We start from the raw sequence: 18,957 nt of genomic DNA, 5'->3' as shown, positions 1-18,957 counted from the left end.
TAGGTGGTTGCCGATCGACTGCCGATCAAGGAGTATGAGTCAATTCGACAACCACACCCACCCACGACATTAGTAAAAACAGGTTTATAAACAGAGTATTTTTTTACACAGATCAGCAGCAGATCCAGCGTCTGGTGCATACCCATCAGCACCAATTTGGTCAGCAAAGTCCATGGAGACGGGTGCGCCGCCAACAATAATTTTCAGTTTATCTTTTAGGCCTTCTTCCTGGAGGAGCTCAATCGTCTCTTTCATCGCAGTCATCGTCGTTGTAAGCAACGCAGATAAAGCTACAATGTCTGGGTTATGCTCTTTTACGGCCTGAACAAATTGTTCAGGTGAAATATCCACACCGAGATTAATGACCTTGAAGCCGGAACTTTCTAACAGCATTCCTACTAAATTTTTGCCGATATCATGAAGGTCACCTTTCACAGTACCTAATACTACTTTTCCAAAGCTAGGCATATCAGTTTCAGCAATCAAAGGTCTGACGATTTCGATTCCTGCGCTCATGGCCCGCGCTGACATCAGCACTTCAGGAACAAACATATCCCCAGCTTTGAAACGAGTTCCAACAACACTCATGCCTGCAATTAAGCCCTGGTTAATGATTTCTAACGGGTTTACACCCTGAGCAGTTAAAGACTTGACTTGCTCCCGAACTTGACTTTCCGCGCCTTCAATTACATATTGAGCGAGATCCGCAAAACTTGACATAAAGAGTACCTCCTAAATTATTAATCCGTTATTCTAATTTCATTGGGCAGTTGGTTGATACGTTTCCAATTTTACATTCCATTTTTCGAGTTCCATGAGAATAGTTGCATCTAGTTGAGGGACCAGATGGCTCTCCATAATACTTCTGATCTTTTCTCTCACTTTTCCCTTAACTTGAGATTCGTTACTGTTCTGCATATCCCGGCTAAATAAACTTGGATACCAAACTTTTTTGAAATTATTCAGAGTATGTATATTCGTCAGAAAATGACCTCCAGGTCCTACTTCCTTTATCACATCTAAGGCAAGTTCCTCTGCATTCACCTGAACACCTTGGGTGTAGTGTTTTAAGCCCTCGATAATCTCATCAGCCAAAACAACTAATTCTGGAGAGACACTGTTACAATGATCCATTACTCCAACATCATGGACGATATTGGCTTTACTGAGCATTGTGGAGAAAAGTTCCATAGTCGTTTCTACTACTGCCTGTTCATCAAGCACTTTAGCATCTGTGCATCCGGCAGTTCCAAAGAAGGGTATACCATAATACGCTGCCAAATCGGAGGACGCCGCAACTAACAAGTGAAACTCAGGTGCCCCATAACTTCCGATTGTTGTCCGCATATCAAAAACTGAAGGCATAGAACCATAGATGAATGGAGCACCTTCAGAAACCAACTGCGTAATAACTAACCCAGTTAACATATCAGCGTTACACTGAGCTAGGGTCCCCGCAAAGCTCATAGGAGAGGTCCCGCCCATCATACAATAGGGCATATAGACCACTGGAATACGATTTTCTGCGCTAATATAAAGCTTTTCCGTACTCTCATTGGGATGCGCAAGAGGTGGAATTGGCTCACAATAGTTGAAAATAAAGGGTTTTTCTTGAAGGTTTTTTAATCCCCCAGCCACAATAGCGGCGATCTCAATAATATCCTTTAGCCCTTCAATATCATTGGTAGAAAAGTTAATAGTTTTACTGAAATGCTTAACTGTCTCCAAAAACGTGATTTGGGACTGCACTACAGGTCTTACATCCGACGACATACCCACAGACAAAACAAAGTGGATGTTCGGCAAGTAGTCGGCCAACTTGCACATCATGGCAGTATCTTTTCTAAGGAATTTCCGAACAATTCCAGACAATGGATCAACTAGTTCCAATTGATCAGCATGTGTGCCAAAATATACAGGATTATCATTATTAATCTTCATAGAAGGTTCACCATCGCGTGTATAAAGTACCAGCTCCTTTGGTACACTTTTCAACGCTCTCTCTACAAGACCCCTGGGAATTATAGTAAGGCCATCGCCGGTCGTTACAGCGCCGTTGTCGTGTAACAACTTAAGCGCCCGTGTGCCTCCAATCTTCATGCCCACATTTTCCATCAGATGCAAACTTGCCTCATGAATTTGCTCAAACTTCTCTTGATCGAGGATGGTAAGCGACAAGTTGCGTTTCGTTGATGTGCTCATTTATTTGCCTCCCCATGAGATTGATTTATTACAAGTTGTATTATGAGTACTATTTAGACATGTCCATAGTAGTCACGATGTACCGTCACAGAGTAAGCATAGTCCAATAATGTTCCCCAACTAAAAACCGGTAGTTCTACCTCTCTTTGAATTGCTCGGGCAAAAGGCTGCATACCTGTACACTCTAAGACGATTGCCCCTATATCCACATGTTTGTCCTTAAACTTTTTGGTAGCCTCAATCATTTGCTGCTCTGCCTTATCGTAATAGGCGTTGGGACATGCAGGCCGTTTGTCAGGGTTCCATAAATTGTCGAACTCAGTACAACCATACTCATCCTGAGCCCCTCCAATAACATAATTGCTGTCACTTCTAATTCCGACATTCTCTAAATGTTCCACATCTAGGAACTTCTTCTGGGCGCATATTATGCCGACTTGTTTTTTGGGTCCAATAACTAATTGCGCAAACGGAACTTGCAGCAAGCTTGACATAAACACCGGAATGTCAATTGCTGCTGCCACATCCTTCTGGAAAAAGGCAAAGTATCCACATTCAGCCGCAATTGCCCTGCAACCCATTCGTTCTAACTTTTTTGCAGCATCTATAACAGCTGCTCGACATTTACCTGGATCCTTATCATAAACGAGTGTCTTGTTAGTCACACCTTCTGCAATTTGATACTGTATAGGGTAAGGAAAAGCACTGGCATTGCGATTGTCCCCTGGAAATCCCGGATAGGCATCATTTAATAGAATCATTCCAAGCCCCATACCATAACAAACATGACTTTTCCGTGTTTTAATATGGTTAATACCCATATCCCGATTTTGTCCGAGAATCATTTTTGATACCTCCACTGTTGATTTAAACACAGCACAATAGTCAATATGGTTCCTCTTGTAGTGAAATAAGTAACAAAAGAGTTCAGGCTATACCCATGTACATTTTTCTTATGTGATCATCCCCTTGGAGCTGACTGCTTGAACCCTCCATGACGATTCTCCCCTGTTCCATTACATAGGCACGATCTGCAACTGTCAAAGTTGTGTTTACATTCTGCTCGACGATTAAGACCGTAACCTTCTCTGCACTCAATTTCTTGATCGTCTCAAAGACCGCGAGTACATTCTGAGGAGCTAACCCCATAGAAGGTTCATCCAAAATCAACATTTTAGGGTTTGACATAATCCCCCGAGCGATGGCAAGCATTTGTCTTTCGCCGCCACTCATGGTGCCGGCATATTGTTTCTTTCTTTCAGCTAAACGTGGAAATAGTTCAAAGACGCGATTAAATGTTTCCTTAATGATTTTTTTATTTCGGATTGTATACGCCCCTAATAAGAGATTTTCCATCACTGTCATTGCCGGAAATAAATGTCGTTCCTCAGGAACGAAGGCTAATCCCAGTCTGGTCAATTCATGTATGGGTTTGCCTGTTATGTCTTGTCCAAGAAACATAATCTTTCCTCTTTTAACTGAGACTAGGTTCATAATGCTTTTCAGCATTGTCGTTTTCCCTGATCCATTAGGCCCTAACACTGCAACAATTTCTCCTTCTCCAATATTCAGCGAGACATCCCACAATACTTGAAGGTTGCCATACGAAGTATCAATCCCACTAATTTCCAGCATTCCCTTACCTCCAATCAAGCTTAATCAAGGGAAGGACATAATATTTTAGAGAACATATTTTGCCCCCAAGTAAGCCTCTAAAACTTTTTCGTTCTCCATAATTTCCTTGGGCGTACCTTCAGCAATCTTCTCACCAAAACAAAGAACAGCAATCCTGTCACATACATCCATAATTAGCTTCATCAAGTGCTCAACCATGATAATGGTGGTTCCGTTCTCCCGTATTTTTCTAATCAATATGGTCAGATCTATCAATTCTCCAGGAGTTAAACCTGCTGCTACTTCGTCTAACAAGAGAAGTTTACAGTTTGTTGCTAAAGCCCGCGCTAACTCTAACCTCTTGAGTTGTATAGTGTTTAAATTCCCAGCTAATGTATCGTGAGACAGAGGAAACTCGACAAAGTTCAGCATCTCTGCCGCCATTTCTGCAGGCTTAGAATAGGGCCGTCGATTTCCAAACACAGAACCTACCATTACATTTTCCAAGACGCTCATGTTCTGGAACGAATGGACAATTTGAAATGTTCTAGCCATCCCGGTATGACAAATTTTATCTGCTCTAAACCCTGTAATATCTTGACCCCTGAAAAAAACCTTTCCGGCTTCCGGCGGATGCACTCCCGCGATGGTATTTAGCAAGGTTGTCTTTCCAGCCCCGTTAGGACCAATTAATCCGTAGATTTGCCCCTCTTCAACCTGTAAGCTAACGTTATTAACTGCCTTTAAGCCACCAAATCTTTTGCAAACGTCCTTCGTTTCCAATATCATAGCTACCACCAGCTTCTTTATAATTTTCCATACTTTTGAGTGAGAATGGAGGAGCGTTCGGTAAGTAGCATGTTACGCTCCGCCCATTCTAAATGGTAATTATTTGAGATTATCGGGAATTTTCAAGTCTGCATCTTTAAAAGCTGCAGGCCAAATTACATTGGGCTTTCCTCCAAAATATTGAACCACAGGAAACATGTAATGGTCTCCATCGATTACCGGATCAGGGAAGGTTTCCGGTGTATATTTATATTCTTTCATTAGGATTCCATCCTTGTAACTCAATTGGCCTGTCATAACTTTTTCTTTGCCCGCTTTAAATAAATTTTCTGTGGTGATCGCTCCGTAGTCTTTTTCAGTTGCTTCCAATACTTTAATCAAGAATTTAGTGTAATCATAGGACATACCCGCTACAGCGGCACCCGGTTCATAATTATACTTAGCCACAAAATCAGCTTGGAACTTTTTAGCTTCGGGTGTCGTCCATTGTGGTATTTGATCGATCACATAATCTGAGGCGTCACCGGTCAGCTTATACCATTCTCCTACCCAGCCTAAGCCGTCACTGGCTATCAAGCTTTTTAGTCCAACTTCTCTTGATTGTTTAATGAGTGAGGAAACCGAGGAAGGATCAGACATGGTACCGGCTACCAGGGAAACATTTAAGCCTTTTAATTTATTTAACAAAGGATAAAATTCCGTCTCCCCGAGGCCCACCCATTCGGTAGCAACAACCTCCCAGCCAGCCGCTTTATACTGCTCTCCCAAAGCTGCACAAAATCCTCTGCCCCAATCATTATCAACCCCAAATAAGGCAACTTTCTTATTCTCCGGTTTCCAAATACCTTTAGTAATTGCTTCCTCCACGGCACTAACATAGCCGATACTTAACTTTTCCGGGGTAGGCCAGGCCTTGCCCATCCAATAGGCATATTTTTCCGGATCAGATTTGTACTTTTGATTGACTACATCCGTCGCTCCATAGGAGAAAAAGTGAGGCATTTTATACTTAGCCGCTACTTCCATGCAGGAAACAGAAACCCAACTGTGCCAATCCATAAAGCCTACAGTAATCTTGTCATTAACAATGGCACTTTCGTAAGCCCGGGCTCCCTTTTCTGCATCTGATTCACTGTCAATCCATTTGAATTCAATGGGATGTTCTCCTACTTTATTATTAATTTCGCTAAAGGCCATATTTATCGAATCCTTGAATTCTTGCCCTGTCCGAGCCGCAGGTCCGGTTAAAGGTATAATTACACCAATTTTAATAACACTGTTTGGCGCGGCTGATGCCGCTGGTGTAGTCTCACTCGCCGGCTTTGCACCACCGCATCCTGTTAGAGTAAGACTAAGGACTAATGCTGTCGTCAAGGCAACCACAAATTTACGTGATTTTTTGAACAAAAATGAATTCAATTTTAAAGCCTCCCCTTGTTTTTAATTCAGATTGGTTCACAATCCTAACTCATTTGCTACAGGCCTGCCCTCCTTACATCCTTTTCTTCCTTTTTGCCCTTTGTCAGAGATGCATTTTTCCTAATTAATTGGACGACTTTGTAATAAAGACCGGCCAAGCCACTAGGGAAAAATATCATAACAACTATCATTAGTACCCCATAGATTAATAAGCGCAATTCCATAAGACCTTTTAAATATTCCATACTTGGAATCATGACTAAACCCGCAATCAATCCTCCCCAAATGGTTCCTCTGCCACCGACGAAAGAGAGTACCATGACTTCAACTGTATGACTGGTGTTCATAACAGTTGGAGTAATAATGCCGACGAAATGAGCGTAAAACCCGCCCAGTACCCCCGCAATGGCACATGAGATGGTGAAATTCATGATCTTATATTTAGTTACATTGATCCCCGAGGCCTGGGCAGCCTGCAAATCTTGTCCAATAGCCCTAAATGCTGTTCCTATATGGGATTTGATAATAACTTTTAATCCCACATAGGTTAAAACTGTCATTATTAGGATTGTGTAAAAATACCCGATATTTCCGGTCGTGTTGAAAAGGGGCGGAACACTGAGCCCGGATGTTCCTCGTGTTAACTCAACCCAGTTAGCCGTCACCGCAAACATTGCTAAGGCAACAAACCAGGTCATACAAGAGGCAAAGATTCCTGCCAGCCGCAGCGTAAGAAAACCTAAACCAAGACCCAGTAGTCCGGCCAAAATCCCTCCGGCTAACATGCCAAGCCATGGCGAGATTCCTAATTTAACCGCTAGAAGTGCCGAAGTATAGGCACCTACACCCCAAAAAGCCGCGTACCCGAAATTGTTAATATTTATAAAGCCCGCGGTGAAGTCAAAAGCCATAGCCAGTGCTCCCAGCATAAGCGCTGAAATCAGGAGACGGGTAATCACTTCATCCTGTAGAACCAGTGGGAAAATAGCAAGCACAAAAAGCATAGCTATGCTTAAAGGGGTAAATCCAAACTTCCCTATGAATCGCCCACCTTTTGTCAAGCTACTCTCTGCCTTTTCCACGCTCATCCCTCCAATCATCGATAATATGCATTATTCCGAAACACTCTTGACTCCTTTTTTGGCGAATAATCCCCGTGGCTTAAATATTAAAATCATGATGATTATGGCTAGACTCACCACATCCTGCCAGCCGGAACCGAATTTCATGTAGGCGAAGGTTTCCAGCAACCCAACCAGCAATCCACCATAGATACTCGCCCCTATGTTCCCCATGCCAACCAATATCAGTACAAACCATGACTTGTAGAGCGGTTGCACGCCCATAAACGGATAAGCGGGTGAAATAGAAAGCAATATTGCTCCTGCCAATCCGGCAAGCAGGCAACTTAAGGCAAAGGTCAGGGTATGTATAACGTTTAAATTAACACCAACTATACTCGCTCCAGTTTCATCCTGAGAAACGGCGCGGATGGCCCGTCCCATAGTAGTTTTATTTAGGAAAAGCCAGAAGATAGCAATCGTAACCATGGCTATACAAAACCCTGCAATACGATCATTTGAAATATTGAAACTGGCGATACTTACTTTTCCAGGCCAATACTGAGTAATCCCTCGATAAGTGTTTCCCCAAAGCATTTTGGCACCGTTTTGCAGGACAATTGAGATACCTAAGGTCAAAAGAAAGGTGTTCATTATCCAGTTTTTCTTGGACCTTTTACGTAACGGATAGAATAACGTCTTTTCTGCGATGGCTCCCAAAATAAAGGTTCCTACTGCAGCCAATAGAATACTGGAGATCGGGCCGAAGTGAAAATATGTGTAGGTAAAATAGGAGAAATAAGCACCTAACATGTAGAACTCTCCATGGGCAAAGTTTGGGATATTCATGACCCCGAAAACTAAGGAAAGCCCCACTGCCATTAGCGCGTATAATCCCCCTCTTAGGACTCCGGTCAATACAATGTTGAATAATTGCATTGAATCCATATCCATTATTAGTGCACCTCCTCGATCTATCGACATAGATCATATTAGGCCTTACCATTCTCTCAACTAGTGAATTAAGTGGAGAGAATGGTAAGAAATTTTAATGCTTATACCTTTTCTTTATATACCCCTTCATGGAGATACTCTAACATTTCATCCTTATCCAAATGGCCGATGCCCAGATACTCTAAACTGTAACCTGATTCGTAGAAATCCGTTTCCAGCATGGCATTGGCCAGGTTGATCATCGAATCGACAACCGGAGTTTTCACTCCGAATTTCTTGCCAAGTTCATGATAGACATGGCATCCTACCGGGATATCCTCAGTGATATAGCGATTGTTAATGGTATGCGGGCCTGTTCCAAACTGTATATAATCCTGCTGGTCAAAGGGAATCTCATAATCAGGCCCCATATATTCAGGCCCTAAGATATTTTCTCTGGAGAAGAATTGTCTCTTGTCAAAGGCCTGAATGCCGACGCCCATTGCTGCTGCCAATTTACATTGTTCTTGATACAATGTGTACTGAACTTGAGATATTGATGGACAATAGGCATGGGAGTAGATGGAGAAGTCATATTTGTTCTCTCCGTAAATCACGCCCCAGTTTTCCATGACTCCGACTCCTAAGATGGTGCCAGGGCAATGCAGAACTGGATTTACATTGCTAAATCCGGTGTCCATGACGGTTTCTCCTCCAACAACGCCATCACCCTTTGTAATTCCATCCATGCTCGGAATATATTTCGTGCTTTCCAGGAAATCAGCCTGATCGATTGTTGGCAGGGCTGCTCCCCTTAGAGTGATCGCCCGATAGTAAGCTCGAACCCTCGGTAAGACGACTCCACCTTTAATTTCAACTCTCGAGCCAAAGGGTGCACTGGACCATCCGCCAATAATTACCTTCTTAGTACAGCCCGCTTCACGCATCATTTTTCTTAACAATAAAGAACCGTAGTTATCCGGGAAGATATGAATGACCATGCCATCTTCTAAGGCAGGAACTAACTGTTCAAAAAAGGGTCTGTGTCCGATGGACGGGGTTGTAACGATGACAATTCCTGCACCTTTGACAGCCTCAGCAACGTCAGTTGTAACTTTATCAAACTGAGCAACCCCCGAGCGTTCGAACCCGTAGAGGTTCAGCTGCTCCCCAAAGAATTTTAAGCCCTGTTCTTTAATGCCAAACAAGGTTTTCTCTGCAAAGGGGGGCAAGTCACAAATGCGAGTCGTCGCACCGCCTAAGGCGCAATCTCCGGCTTGGGCCTTACCGCAGGCTCCGGCTCCAAGGATAGCAATCGGTTTGTTTTTTAAATACTCCATGTTACTCATTATTTTTCGTCCTCCAATATTTAAATTTGATTTGTAATCAGCCTAGTAGCAATTTTTGGTTATTGATGCACCTATCTATGAGATGTTTTCAGTTATTTAACGAGAGGAAAAGTCAAACTCCTTAAAAAGGTTTTCGAATTCCTCCTTGCCATCCAAAATATGATAAACATGCTCATCAGTCGGAAATTGTCCACTTTTTACATCATTGATATACTGCTTAAAGGCATTAACTTCAATTTCAGCAATATTTGCATATTTCTTAACAAACTTTGGCGTAAAGGTCTCAAACATGCCCAGCATATCTCCACATATTAACAGCTGACCATCACAGGGTTGTCCTGCACCGATGGAATAAACAGGAATCCTTAGCTTCCGGGCAATAAATCCAGTAAGTTCGGGTGGTACTGCTTCTAACAAAAGGGCATATGCTCCAGCCTCTTGAATTGCCATTGCATCGATAATGAGCTCCTTAGCACTTTTAACGTCTCTACCCTGGGCCTTAAATCCACCTAATTGTCCTGAACTCTGAGGAGTCAGACCAATATGGCCCATGACCAACATGCCTGCATCTGTAATCGCCTTAATTTTGCTGCAAACTCGTCTTCCGCCTTCAAGCTTAATACAATCAACACTTGCCTCTTTATGGAAGCGTCCTGCATTTTCTACTGCATCTTGATCCGATATTTGGTAGGATAAAAATGGCATATCCCCGACAATCCAAGTATTCGGAGCCCCCCTGCGAACAGCCTGACAGTGGGAAAGACAATCCGCCATTGTTACTGGAATCGTGCTCTCGTAACCGAGAACTACCATCCCTAAGGAATCTCCCACAAGTATTAAATCCATACCCGCCTGCTCCGCAAAGGAAGCCGTTGGATAGTCATAAGCAGTTACCCATGCGGCTTGTTCCCCATCTTTCTTCATTTTCATAAAATCAAGAATACCTTTTTTACGAGCCAACTTGAAAACCTCCTTTATTTATTGCAATTCTATATATTTGCAATCCTTGTGCCATTCTTCATAATTTTCAAATTTATCTCTTGTTCTTTATTTAGTGAGTCTATAAATGCTGTAATAGAGCCATCTTTATTAGAAAGTATCCATCTCCAAAGCCGGCAATCAACGGATTGTGACTAATATGATTTTAATAAATAAAAGAATTTCAAATATTAGTAATTATCTTGGGGGAATTTTTGTACAAATTTTTGTACAACACCTATTAAAACAACCTGAATTATTCAATACCAATCAAATATTTCTCAAAAGTAAAGGATTTTTGCATGCAAAAATCCTTTACTTTTGAGAAATTAATACCGCTCTCCAAACAGGGTCTACCATTTAAGACCTCAAGAGCGTTATTGTTAATAATTCCAGAACACCTGTCATTTCTATTAGGGAAGCCCTAAGCAAAATAAAAAGAATGAGAAACAACTTTTATCATGTCGTCCTCATTCCTGATTAACTTTTTGGGTTTGTTATTTAGCTACGTCAGACACTTAGACTGTCAATCCTCAATCCTCAATCCTCAAGCCTCGGATATATTATTACAGTCTAAAATATTTAAAGCTTTTAAGCGATACTGAAGATTTTGTCTTGAGATACTTAAGTTTTTGGCTGCTCTGCTAAAATTACCATTATTATTTTTAATTTCTTTCATTATTATTTCTCGCTCAACCTCTTTTAATGTTTCTTTTAAACTATTATATTTGAGAACTCTATGATTTCCTTTAATATTAGAATCATTTAATATATATTTCGGCAGATGTTTTGGAGTTATTAGAAGATCGTCTCTTTCAGTCATATTCATTGCATAATCAATACAATGCTTTAGCTGGCGTATATTTCCGGGCCAGTTAAAATTTTTCAGGATAATAATTACTTCATCTGAAATACCATGGATATTTTTCCTCATGATTTTATTGTTCGTTTTAATGAAACTAGTTACCAACTCATCTATATCATCAAGTCGCATGCTCAAAGTGGGGATTTCTAATGTCACAGCCGAAAGTCTATAGTAAAGATCTAACCTTAATTGGTTTTTTCTAATTGCTTCAACAGGATTAATATTCGTTGCACTTATTATTCGACCATTGACTGGGATCTCTTTATTACCCCCAACTTTACGGATCTTATTTGTTTCCAATACTCTAAGAAGCGATGCTTGGAATGCTAAACTAGTAGAATTCAGTTCATCCAAAAATAATGTCCCATCTTTAGCTTGTTCAAAAAGACCAATGGTATCGTTAGCGCCGGTGAAAGCACCTTTAGTTATGCCAAAGAGTATGCTTTCAAGCAATGTCTCAGGAATAGAACTACAGTTAATAGCCACGAAGGGTCCATTAGATACAGGACCATAGTTGTGTATGCTTTGAGCAAATAATTCTTTACCAGTTCCGGTGGCACCGACAATAAGTATTGAAGAAGAACAAACTGAAATCTTTTTAGCCAAGGCAATGGTCGATTTAATAACAGCGCTTGATCCAATGATATCGTCAAAATGAAATTGAGTTCCGTTTTTGGATTGTATCTTCCTCAGCGAGAGCAGATCATCCTGTAATTGTGTTATAGCAGATGACATTTCAATTATTTGAGATAAATCTTTAAATACGGCAATAGCACCCAATAGTTTATTGTTTGTAAATATTGGGTAGGCACTAGTAACAACATTTACGAGTTTGCCTTTTAGGGTTATAAATCTCATTACTTTATTTATAACTGGCTTTCCTGTATGTAATACTCCGAGTATAACGCTGTTATCAGCATTTAGTTCAGTATTTTCATCTATCCTATAAGTTTCACATATATTCTTGCCTAATATATCTTCCCTCTTATATTGCTCTATTTTTTCACACCCCTTTGAGTAATAAATAGTGCAGCCTCTTATATCCACAACTTGAATACAAATATCTTCCAATACTTCAATTATTCTAAGTGGTAATTCAATTAGATTGTTCTCATACTCCCCCATAAAGACAATACCACCTTTTGATATAGATGTTCATTAAGACTTCTCAAGTAGAATTAATGCCAATCTAGCCCATAGGTGTTCGATTATGTTGGAAGTCGCGGGAAGACAGAATTTTCTCTACTTTCCTCGATAATAGCACACCTTTCCTCATGAGAAAAGACTTCTTTGTGAACACAAGACAATGACATTAGCTTCGACCAGCTTCATGAAGCGGACTACCAGCGCATCCGCTACAAAAAAATCAGCGAGCATTGCGGTGCAGAAGTTTCGTGCAAGTCCATTCTTCAAGGATATGAATATGACAAAGATAAATATGTCATTGTGACCGATAATAACATGCAAATAAATCCAATTTGGGCACAGAAAAGCAGGAGGCCAGTGAACCTGTCCCCTGCTTTCACTGCTTTCTTCTTGGTTTAATTTTCCAAGAGCAAATCACATCGGTCATATTCTTCTGTGCTCTCACCTTAATTGAACCTTTTTAGTCTTTTGCTAAATCTAACAAGCCATTACCTTCCAAACACTTTGGATTACCAAGAGCATTTGTTCTCTTAATTAATTGAGCATAAATTTCATTTTCTGATAATGGTCTTTCAAATTCTTTTTCACAATGCTTAATAATTAATGCAGATCCTCCCGAAACGTGTGGAGTCGCCATTGAAGTCCCTCTCAATGTTGCGTATCCTCCACCTATATAAGTTGACAAAATTCCATCTCCTGGTGCAACCAAATCTACATTTTTATTTGAATTACTAAAACAAGCTATTTTTTTGTTTAAATCAACTGCACCAACTTCTACAACTTCTTGATATGCTCCTGGATAATCTAACTCCTCTGTTTGGGGGCTACAATCTCCACCATTACCAGCTGCACAAACGACTAATATATCGTTATTCACAGCATTTTTTATAGCCTGGTGTAGTTCTGGAACATCTTGAGGTCCTCCTAAAGACATTGAGATTACTCGTGCTTTTTCTCCACTAGGACCTCTCCAGTTTACCGCATAATTAATCCCATTTATAATCCACTCATATGCCCCCGATCCATTACCTGCAAGCACTTTTACAATGAGTAGCTTGGCTAATGGTGCTACTCCTAAAACACCTATATTGTTTTCTGATGCCGCAATTGTACCTGCTACATGAGTACCATGCCCCACATTATCAGAAAAGTTATTAGGATCACTATTATAATCGGTTGTAAAATTGCGTCCATCAATAATACGATCTTTTAAATCCACATGATCGGTTTGGCATCCTGTATCTAATACAGCAACTACAATGTCCTTACCCTTTTCACACTTATCCCATGATGTTGGAGCGTTAACAAGTTTCACACCGGCAGGTATTTCAGTAAAAGTAAACCCAGCAGCAATCGATAATACTTCATAAGGAATTAATTTTACTTCATTATTGTTTAATTCATTTGAATAGTTATGACTCATCTTTCTTCACCTCAAAATCATTTTATTTTAAAACTCCTAAGCTAAATAAGTAGCGTTCCGCATCAACTTATTTTGGCGATCCACTTCCTCCCAATCGATCTAGTTTCCTAAGTTAACGGTATTAATTCCCCTCCTTTTCTGTAGTGTCGTCTTGATATGGGACCATACGTCAGATACTTCAATGTGGCGAGTGAAAATGCTCATTTGACGTATTCGTATTCGCAATGATTACGTTACTAAACTGTTATCCTAGGGTCATTCCTGTGCTTTTGATGGCTGTCAGTTTCAGCCCCTAGGTAGATAATATCTAGGGGAACTCCATAAAGATCAATAAGTTTCGATAATAAATTATAATCTATCTGACCAGAATCAATCTCCAATTCATTTATCGTCTCAGTTGATACTCCACAATATCTGGCAACCTCATCTTCCGCATACCCGCAGGAAACTCTAACAGCGCGCATGGTAAATTGCATAATTTCAAACCTCCGCTCGTACCACTAGGACTTTAGTCCCAAATTGTGCGATTCATTCGGACAATTCCAGCATATACCAGCTCTATTGTCGAAATCGTCAAAATATTGTAACCAAAACACAATTTCTTGGACGATCGGTACAGTAGCCGCCTAATGTGTAATAACAGGAATTTCGCCTTATAAAGGATTTCCCACGGGGCATGGGAATTGGATCTCATTACTATTATTTTTAATTTTGTAATACCAATGGAACAGGTGACATAATTTTGATATTGCAAGCAAAAAAAGATAAGGAAATATCCTTATCTGTGCGGGCAAGGCAACCTTACCGGTTGGTGAGAAGTAGCTCGGTTTGGCGCTGGCTACTTTTTACCTGTCAAGAAAAATAGATTATCTACTAATTGCTTTTATCACCTCCACGATTAAAACTAGTAAACTTACTAGTAATGAACAGGATCCGATCGCAATCATCATCGTTTCATATGTTTTCATGAGCCCCAGTTCCCCCTTTCAGAGAGAAATTGGTTGCTTACCCACAAAACGCGATATTTAGTTCTAATACAATATATACGGTTTATAATACCGTTAGTCATTTTTCCGGAAATAAAGTCATCCATAAGGGGTGGATTAATTTAGCGATCATCCGGAACAATAATAACTCATCAACTAACTTAAAACTGCAAATCAAAAATAATATAAAGTGACATTACTAGTAAAAAGCATATACTTTTAAGTTTTCCTTAGGTGTCCTCTATTCACCCTTGCTAATCGCCATGTAATCTTGAACCTCTGGTTCAACTTGTTTGCCTTAATAGTATTCCGATTTAATCGGATAGTCAACATATATTTTGATCTAACCTACTATTTATTATTCATAAAATCGGATATACTCGGAATAGAATATTTTTTGACTTTGGAGGGAATTATGTGGCACGCAGTAAGTATACCGAGGTTGAGCTTGGCATGATCGCGGACATTTCTGGTAACCTTAAACGGATCCTACATCTTAAAGGTGTTAGTCAAACCGATCTAAGCAATAAAACTGAATTACCAACAAGCACAATATCAGACTACGTGAATGGAAAAACATTAATTCCCCCTGGTAATCTACAAAAGATTGCCGACGCATTAAATGTCTTAAAGTCTGACATAAATTCATCATTTAAGAAAACTCAGTCATATAAGTCTATCCCCCTTATCGACAGAATCTGCGCTGGTGAAGGATTACTGGCTGAGCAGAATGTTGAGGGCTATATCCATTATCCATTCCAAGATAGTCGTCAACCAGACTATGCCTTGAGGGTGAAGCATGACAGCATGATCGGTGCCGGTATCGAGTCTGGAGATATTGTCTTCATGCGTTATGCGCAGTGGGCAGATTATAATGGTCAAATCGTGGCCACACTCATCAATAACGATGAAGAGGGAACCCTGAAGCGTATAAAATGGTCGGAAGGATCTCCACTAATAAAGTTAATGTCTGGAAATAGCAAGCATAAAGTTATTGAAGTTCTGCCAAATCAAGTGCGTGTATTCGGGGTTTATATGGGTCACTTCAGACCAGAAAATCATCAAGAAACCAGCTAAGGGCATGGCAGCTATAAAAAAGATGCCGCCATGGCCCGTAGACCTTGGCGGTAAGATATCAATTCTTATGGCTTATTGCCCAGCCAGCTTCCTCAGCTGCTGTTCGATGTCATTCCCCACTACGCTCTCTTCGCCGAAAATAGCGGCTTTACTTAACTCACCGGATTCAAGGTAATGGATGACCTGTTCAGACAGACTGTAATCCACGAGAATGATCGGCGCCTTATGTTTTGCGGCATAGATACTGTCGGCTAAAGCATCTGGGTAATTATTGCCGGTAGCGATACAGACAGCCTGATCCCTTGAAGGAGAACCGGCACCAAAGCTGGAGTACGCGCTTAAGCTTGGGACGAAATATTGCGCGATGGCCAGCGAGGTGTCATAGCGGTCTTCTCCACCGATCCTTATTAAATCTTCCGCCGCCAATCCGGTGAGTCGCCCGGCCTCATTTTCCACTTCGCGCTGACTGCTCACCGACAAAGCGTCGGGATAGTTCTCCCCGCTGACCAAGACCACCGGGGTGCCGGTCTCAACTTGCAGCTGTTCCGCTATTTTTACGGAGGTATCATAGCAGTCGCTTCCGGCCAGCCGAACAGTCTGTTTGATGCCAACATCCCTGAGTCTGTCTTCGAAGCTTTGTCCAATAACGGCGGTGCCGCCGAGGATATAGACCCTTCCGTCTGCTTCCAGATTGGCTGTGAGATAATCCAAGATTTTCTTTTGAGCAGCTTCCGAATCTCCGACTAAAAGAATGGGGGCAAACGACAGCCAGGCCCAAGGCAGGCCGCATTTGCCCAGCCATTCCAGGACGGCGGTGGTTTTTCCATATCCTGCAGGGGCGATAACCAGCGTCAAATTACATTCCCGGACGCGCCGAAATTTCCTTTGAAGCTTTTCTCTGCTGATGATATTTTGATTCACGGCCGGTGCCTGAAGTTTGGCTTTCAGCAATCCTCGGTCCCCTTTCCTCCCATGCCTTTGGACTCCTGCTTTTCAAGAAGTTTACGCAGTTTTTCAATCTCCGGTATTTAAGTCTGTTCCTGCTGCTCAAGCGCAACGATTTGGCTTAGAACTCATTTTCATATCTTTTGAAAGATTCATAATATGTTCGCGCGTTTTCCAGCTTTGTCCACTTCTTCACATCAACTGGATTCTCATCAAGATCATAGATTTTTGCTCCACGCAGAGCAAGCGGAAATGGATAAAACACATCATAGCACGTTTAATAAGCCTAGGCCCCTCAAACTCAAAAACATCGCTATGAAAGTTTAAGAGCTAGTTCTCTTTATAATCCAATAAATTAATTTTTTTTATATTCGTATCACTAAGCTCTACGACTAATTCAGCATTATATAAACTATCCTTGATCTTTTCCAAAATCTCTGGGGAAGGTGGAAGAACATTAACATTATGTCCTTCCGGGTCAATGGATCCAATTATATATGTAAGTGTTATTTCTGTCTCGTTACCACCACCAGTAAATCCATATCCATCTGGTTGCTTAAAGATGTCCTCCGCAAACAGACTTCGCAACTCTTCTTTAGGTTGAATCTTTATCTTGAGATCATTATCAGATTGGCTAATAGATCTGATAGGGGTAGGCATATTCTCGAATTTCAAACGGTAATTGATCTCTGTTTGTATATAGTAAACTGTATCCTTTCCATCGTTTACTAAATATCCAGATTCGTGATCATTTTTCACGATATCCGCTTGAACATCCACAAGCTTCATAGGATGAATGAATCCACTCAAAGAACTATAAAGTAAAGAAGACCCTAATATAAGCAGGACAAAGATTTTGGCAATTCGCGACTTAACAACCGGGACATTGTCCGAGGCCATCTCTTTTTTGGCGATCGAATTCAATAACGAGTATCCGCAAGCTACTCCAATTAAAGTGGTTCCCATCATATTATACTTGACGTATACCCATCTAAATAATGAATTCAGCTGTAATGGAACGAAGTAATAAGTTAGGATACCGGAAGCGCTGATTAACAACGTAGGTATTCCAATAATCAAGATCTTTAACCAGTTAACGGATAACTCGCCTTTCGTTTTCAGTCTGCTTATAAATTTAGGCAAGGCAATATATATACCTATCATAAGGGAATAACCATAACTAAATAGCATTGGTGGCAACGGGTTGTAGTTTCTGCCAGCTACGATGCGCAGTTCTTCCTGATAATTTACACCATAATAAACAAGAAGCATGAGTCCCAATACATAACATAGATAGGCAATAGTTTTTCTCATCCAACTCCTCCTTCCAAATCATCATCCAGTTTCTCAAATGGAATTGGCCCTCTGGGCAATGGAGATAAACTGGTTCATCGTCTTTTGTGCGTACTAACTCTCTTGTTGCTTCCCTCTCATCATCAAATGCCTTCACAACTGCCAGATCATCAATGTACCGTACATTATCTTCAACGTGAGCCTTTAGTATCTGAATTTTTACAAATCTGTCAGATATATTTTTCTAACTTCCTCCCATTTCATTAAATACATCGCCCATTAATTCAATATAATTCCATTATACCATGTTGCTTACAATCAAAGAATCAACATGCAAAGCAAATCCAAATATTTAGCGCATGGATGCGCGTCCCTTGCACGATATGTCGTAGAACGAAAAAGTGATAGAACGATTGGATTGGGTGATTTCTTAATGTCGGTCCAGCGGCATGAGTAAATCAATTCATTAAGATCAGGTCTCGTGAAAATACGAGACCTGATCTTTTATTGTCTACCTACTTGCAAATCCACTTACGCATAGGGGTGCGTTAGCAATGTCAGTAAGCTATAGTGCCAATAATTTACAACATATTTCCTTCACTCTAATCGAAAACTCATCTTTGAAAGATTGCTTAAAGTATAAAGGGTAGTCAATCAAACATCTTTTAAAAAATGGTATAACATACTCGGGACTAGTAGCCTAAATTTTTACAAGTCCTTGAATGCTGGCCCTTGATATCAGCGTCTAATCAAAATGGGTTATTATTTTCGGAAAGTGAGTTACAAACATCTCTTTTGATTTAGGGAATGCTTAGGAGCTTTACGCCCCATATTACGGGGTTTACTTCTACCGGGACGAATAGGCACCATGTTTTTC

Annotated in this window: 17 protein-coding genes and 1 pseudogene; 2 read left to right on the top strand and 16 right to left on the bottom strand. The window is 40.8% G+C overall.

Annotated features, from left to right (window positions below):
* Positions 1 to 84: 84 nt before the first annotated feature.
* The 11 genes from BUB11_RS15225 to BUB11_RS15175 all read right to left on the bottom strand — a co-directional run bounded on the left by BUB11_RS15225 (position 85) and on the right by BUB11_RS15175 (position 12,335).
* Entirely contained in the window at positions 85 to 720 is a 636-nt protein-coding gene (locus BUB11_RS15225; RefSeq protein ID WP_073030620.1) for a cobalamin B12-binding domain-containing protein, read from the bottom strand.
* Between the two features lie 39 nt (positions 721 to 759).
* A complete protein-coding gene (locus BUB11_RS15220) occupies positions 760 to 2,202 on the bottom strand; it encodes a trimethylamine methyltransferase family protein (protein WP_073030619.1) in 1,443 nt (480 codons plus the stop codon).
* A gap of 53 nt (positions 2,203 to 2,255) precedes the next feature.
* Complete coding sequence (locus tag BUB11_RS15215; protein WP_073030618.1) at positions 2,256 to 3,047, bottom strand: aspartate/glutamate racemase family protein; 792 nt, start codon at positions 3,045 to 3,047, stop codon at positions 2,256 to 2,258.
* An 82-nt stretch (positions 3,048 to 3,129) separates the two neighbouring features.
* Positions 3,130 to 3,837, bottom strand: coding sequence for an ABC transporter ATP-binding protein (locus BUB11_RS15210; RefSeq protein ID WP_073030617.1), 708 nt, complete (start codon positions 3,835 to 3,837; stop codon positions 3,130 to 3,132).
* A gap of 45 nt (positions 3,838 to 3,882) precedes the next feature.
* Positions 3,883 to 4,605, bottom strand: coding sequence for an ABC transporter ATP-binding protein (locus BUB11_RS15205; RefSeq protein ID WP_073030616.1), 723 nt, complete (start codon positions 4,603 to 4,605; stop codon positions 3,883 to 3,885).
* A 99-nt stretch (positions 4,606 to 4,704) separates the two neighbouring features.
* Positions 4,705 to 6,024 (bottom strand): ABC transporter substrate-binding protein, encoded by a 1,320-nt coding sequence (locus tag BUB11_RS15200; protein WP_084110306.1) that lies wholly within the window; start codon positions 6,022 to 6,024, stop codon positions 4,705 to 4,707.
* A gap of 56 nt (positions 6,025 to 6,080) precedes the next feature.
* Entirely contained in the window at positions 6,081 to 7,106 is a 1,026-nt protein-coding gene (locus BUB11_RS15195) for a branched-chain amino acid ABC transporter permease (RefSeq protein ID WP_073030615.1), read from the bottom strand.
* Between the two features lie 30 nt (positions 7,107 to 7,136).
* A complete protein-coding gene (locus BUB11_RS15190; protein ID WP_073030614.1) occupies positions 7,137 to 8,039 on the bottom strand; it encodes a branched-chain amino acid ABC transporter permease in 903 nt (300 codons plus the stop codon).
* Between the two features lie 101 nt (positions 8,040 to 8,140).
* Positions 8,141 to 9,367, bottom strand: coding sequence for an NAD/NADP octopine/nopaline dehydrogenase family protein (locus BUB11_RS15185; protein WP_073030613.1), 1,227 nt, complete (start codon positions 9,365 to 9,367; stop codon positions 8,141 to 8,143).
* Between the two features lie 96 nt (positions 9,368 to 9,463).
* Positions 9,464 to 10,327 carry a 3-methyl-2-oxobutanoate hydroxymethyltransferase gene (gene panB, locus BUB11_RS15180; protein ID WP_200797930.1) on the bottom strand — a complete coding sequence of 288 codons (864 nt, stop codon included), beginning with the start codon at positions 10,325 to 10,327 and terminating at the stop codon, positions 9,464 to 9,466.
* 565 nt (positions 10,328 to 10,892) lie between these two features.
* On the bottom strand, positions 10,893 to 12,335 hold the full coding sequence (locus BUB11_RS15175) for a sigma-54 interaction domain-containing protein (RefSeq protein ID WP_073030612.1): 1,443 nt from the start codon (positions 12,333 to 12,335) through the stop codon (positions 10,893 to 10,895).
* 186 nt (positions 12,336 to 12,521) lie between these two features.
* On the opposite strand from BUB11_RS15175, the gene BUB11_RS28945 reads away from it, so the two are divergent.
* The gene (locus BUB11_RS28945) at positions 12,522 to 12,755 is read left to right on the top strand and encodes a Ku protein (protein ID WP_143187632.1); all 234 of its coding nucleotides are present in this window, start codon (positions 12,522 to 12,524) and stop codon (positions 12,753 to 12,755) included.
* Between the two features lie 61 nt (positions 12,756 to 12,816).
* Here the strand turns inward: BUB11_RS28945 and BUB11_RS15165 are convergent, their stop codons facing one another.
* The gene (locus BUB11_RS15165; RefSeq protein WP_073030611.1) at positions 12,817 to 13,779 is read right to left on the bottom strand and encodes a S8 family peptidase; all 963 of its coding nucleotides are present in this window, start codon (positions 13,777 to 13,779) and stop codon (positions 12,817 to 12,819) included.
* A gap of 236 nt (positions 13,780 to 14,015) precedes the next feature.
* Complete coding sequence (locus BUB11_RS15160; RefSeq protein WP_073030610.1) at positions 14,016 to 14,255, bottom strand: helix-turn-helix domain-containing protein; 240 nt, start codon at positions 14,253 to 14,255, stop codon at positions 14,016 to 14,018.
* A 927-nt stretch (positions 14,256 to 15,182) separates the two neighbouring features.
* On the opposite strand from BUB11_RS15160, the gene BUB11_RS27580 reads away from it, so the two are divergent.
* Complete coding sequence (locus tag BUB11_RS27580; protein ID WP_073030609.1) at positions 15,183 to 15,842, top strand: LexA family protein; 660 nt, start codon at positions 15,183 to 15,185, stop codon at positions 15,840 to 15,842.
* A 72-nt stretch (positions 15,843 to 15,914) separates the two neighbouring features.
* On the opposite strand, the gene BUB11_RS15150 is transcribed toward BUB11_RS27580, so the two are convergent.
* The 3 genes and pseudogenes from BUB11_RS15150 to BUB11_RS15140 form a co-directional block, all read right to left on the bottom strand.
* Positions 15,915 to 16,793 carry a cell wall-binding repeat-containing protein gene (locus BUB11_RS15150; RefSeq protein WP_073030608.1) on the bottom strand — a complete coding sequence of 293 codons (879 nt, stop codon included), beginning with the start codon at positions 16,791 to 16,793 and terminating at the stop codon, positions 15,915 to 15,917.
* Positions 16,794 to 16,908: 115 nt separating this feature from the next.
* A pseudogene (locus tag BUB11_RS28290) lies at positions 16,909 to 17,043 on the bottom strand (AAA family ATPase); the annotation flags it as partial.
* 74 nt (positions 17,044 to 17,117) lie between these two features.
* Positions 17,118 to 18,101 carry a hypothetical protein gene (locus BUB11_RS15140; RefSeq protein WP_073030607.1) on the bottom strand — a complete coding sequence of 328 codons (984 nt, stop codon included), beginning with the start codon at positions 18,099 to 18,101 and terminating at the stop codon, positions 17,118 to 17,120.
* Between the last annotated feature and the right edge of the window lie 856 nt (positions 18,102 to 18,957).

Origin of the sequence: Desulfosporosinus lacus DSM 15449 (assembly GCF_900129935.1) — a bacterium.
Classification (GTDB): Bacteria; Bacillota; Desulfitobacteriia; order Desulfitobacteriales; family Desulfitobacteriaceae; genus Desulfosporosinus; species Desulfosporosinus lacus.
Note: the sequence above shows the minus strand (reverse complement) of the source record. Positions and strands in the feature narration are given on the sequence as shown.

Bases quoted from the DNA above. Each gene is read 5' to 3' on its own strand.
- BUB11_RS15160 (WP_073030610.1), bottom strand. From the start codon at position 14,255: ATGCAATTTACCATGCGCGCTGTTAGAGTTTCCTGCGGGTATGCGGAA.
- BUB11_RS15175 (WP_073030612.1), bottom strand. From the start codon at position 12,335: ATGGGGGAGTATGAGAACAATCTAATTGAATTACCACTTAGAATAATT.
- BUB11_RS15185 (WP_073030613.1), bottom strand. From the start codon at position 9,367: ATGAGTAACATGGAGTATTTAAAAAACAAACCGATTGCTATCCTTGGA.
- BUB11_RS15225 (WP_073030620.1), bottom strand. From the start codon at position 720: ATGTCAAGTTTTGCGGATCTCGCTCAATATGTAATTGAAGGCGCGGAA.
- BUB11_RS15220 (WP_073030619.1), bottom strand. From the start codon at position 2,202: ATGAGCACATCAACGAAACGCAACTTGTCGCTTACCATCCTCGATCAA.
- BUB11_RS15140 (WP_073030607.1), bottom strand. From the start codon at position 18,101: ATGAGAAAAACTATTGCCTATCTATGTTATGTATTGGGACTCATGCTT.
- BUB11_RS15210 (WP_073030617.1), bottom strand. From the start codon at position 3,837: ATGCTGGAAATTAGTGGGATTGATACTTCGTATGGCAACCTTCAAGTA.
- BUB11_RS15205 (WP_073030616.1), bottom strand. From the start codon at position 4,605: ATGATATTGGAAACGAAGGACGTTTGCAAAAGATTTGGTGGCTTAAAG.
- BUB11_RS15215 (WP_073030618.1), bottom strand. From the start codon at position 3,047: ATGATTCTCGGACAAAATCGGGATATGGGTATTAACCATATTAAAACA.
- BUB11_RS15165 (WP_073030611.1), bottom strand. From the start codon at position 13,779: ATGAGTCATAACTATTCAAATGAATTAAACAATAATGAAGTAAAATTA.
- BUB11_RS15190 (WP_073030614.1), bottom strand. From the start codon at position 8,039: ATGGATATGGATTCAATGCAATTATTCAACATTGTATTGACCGGAGTC.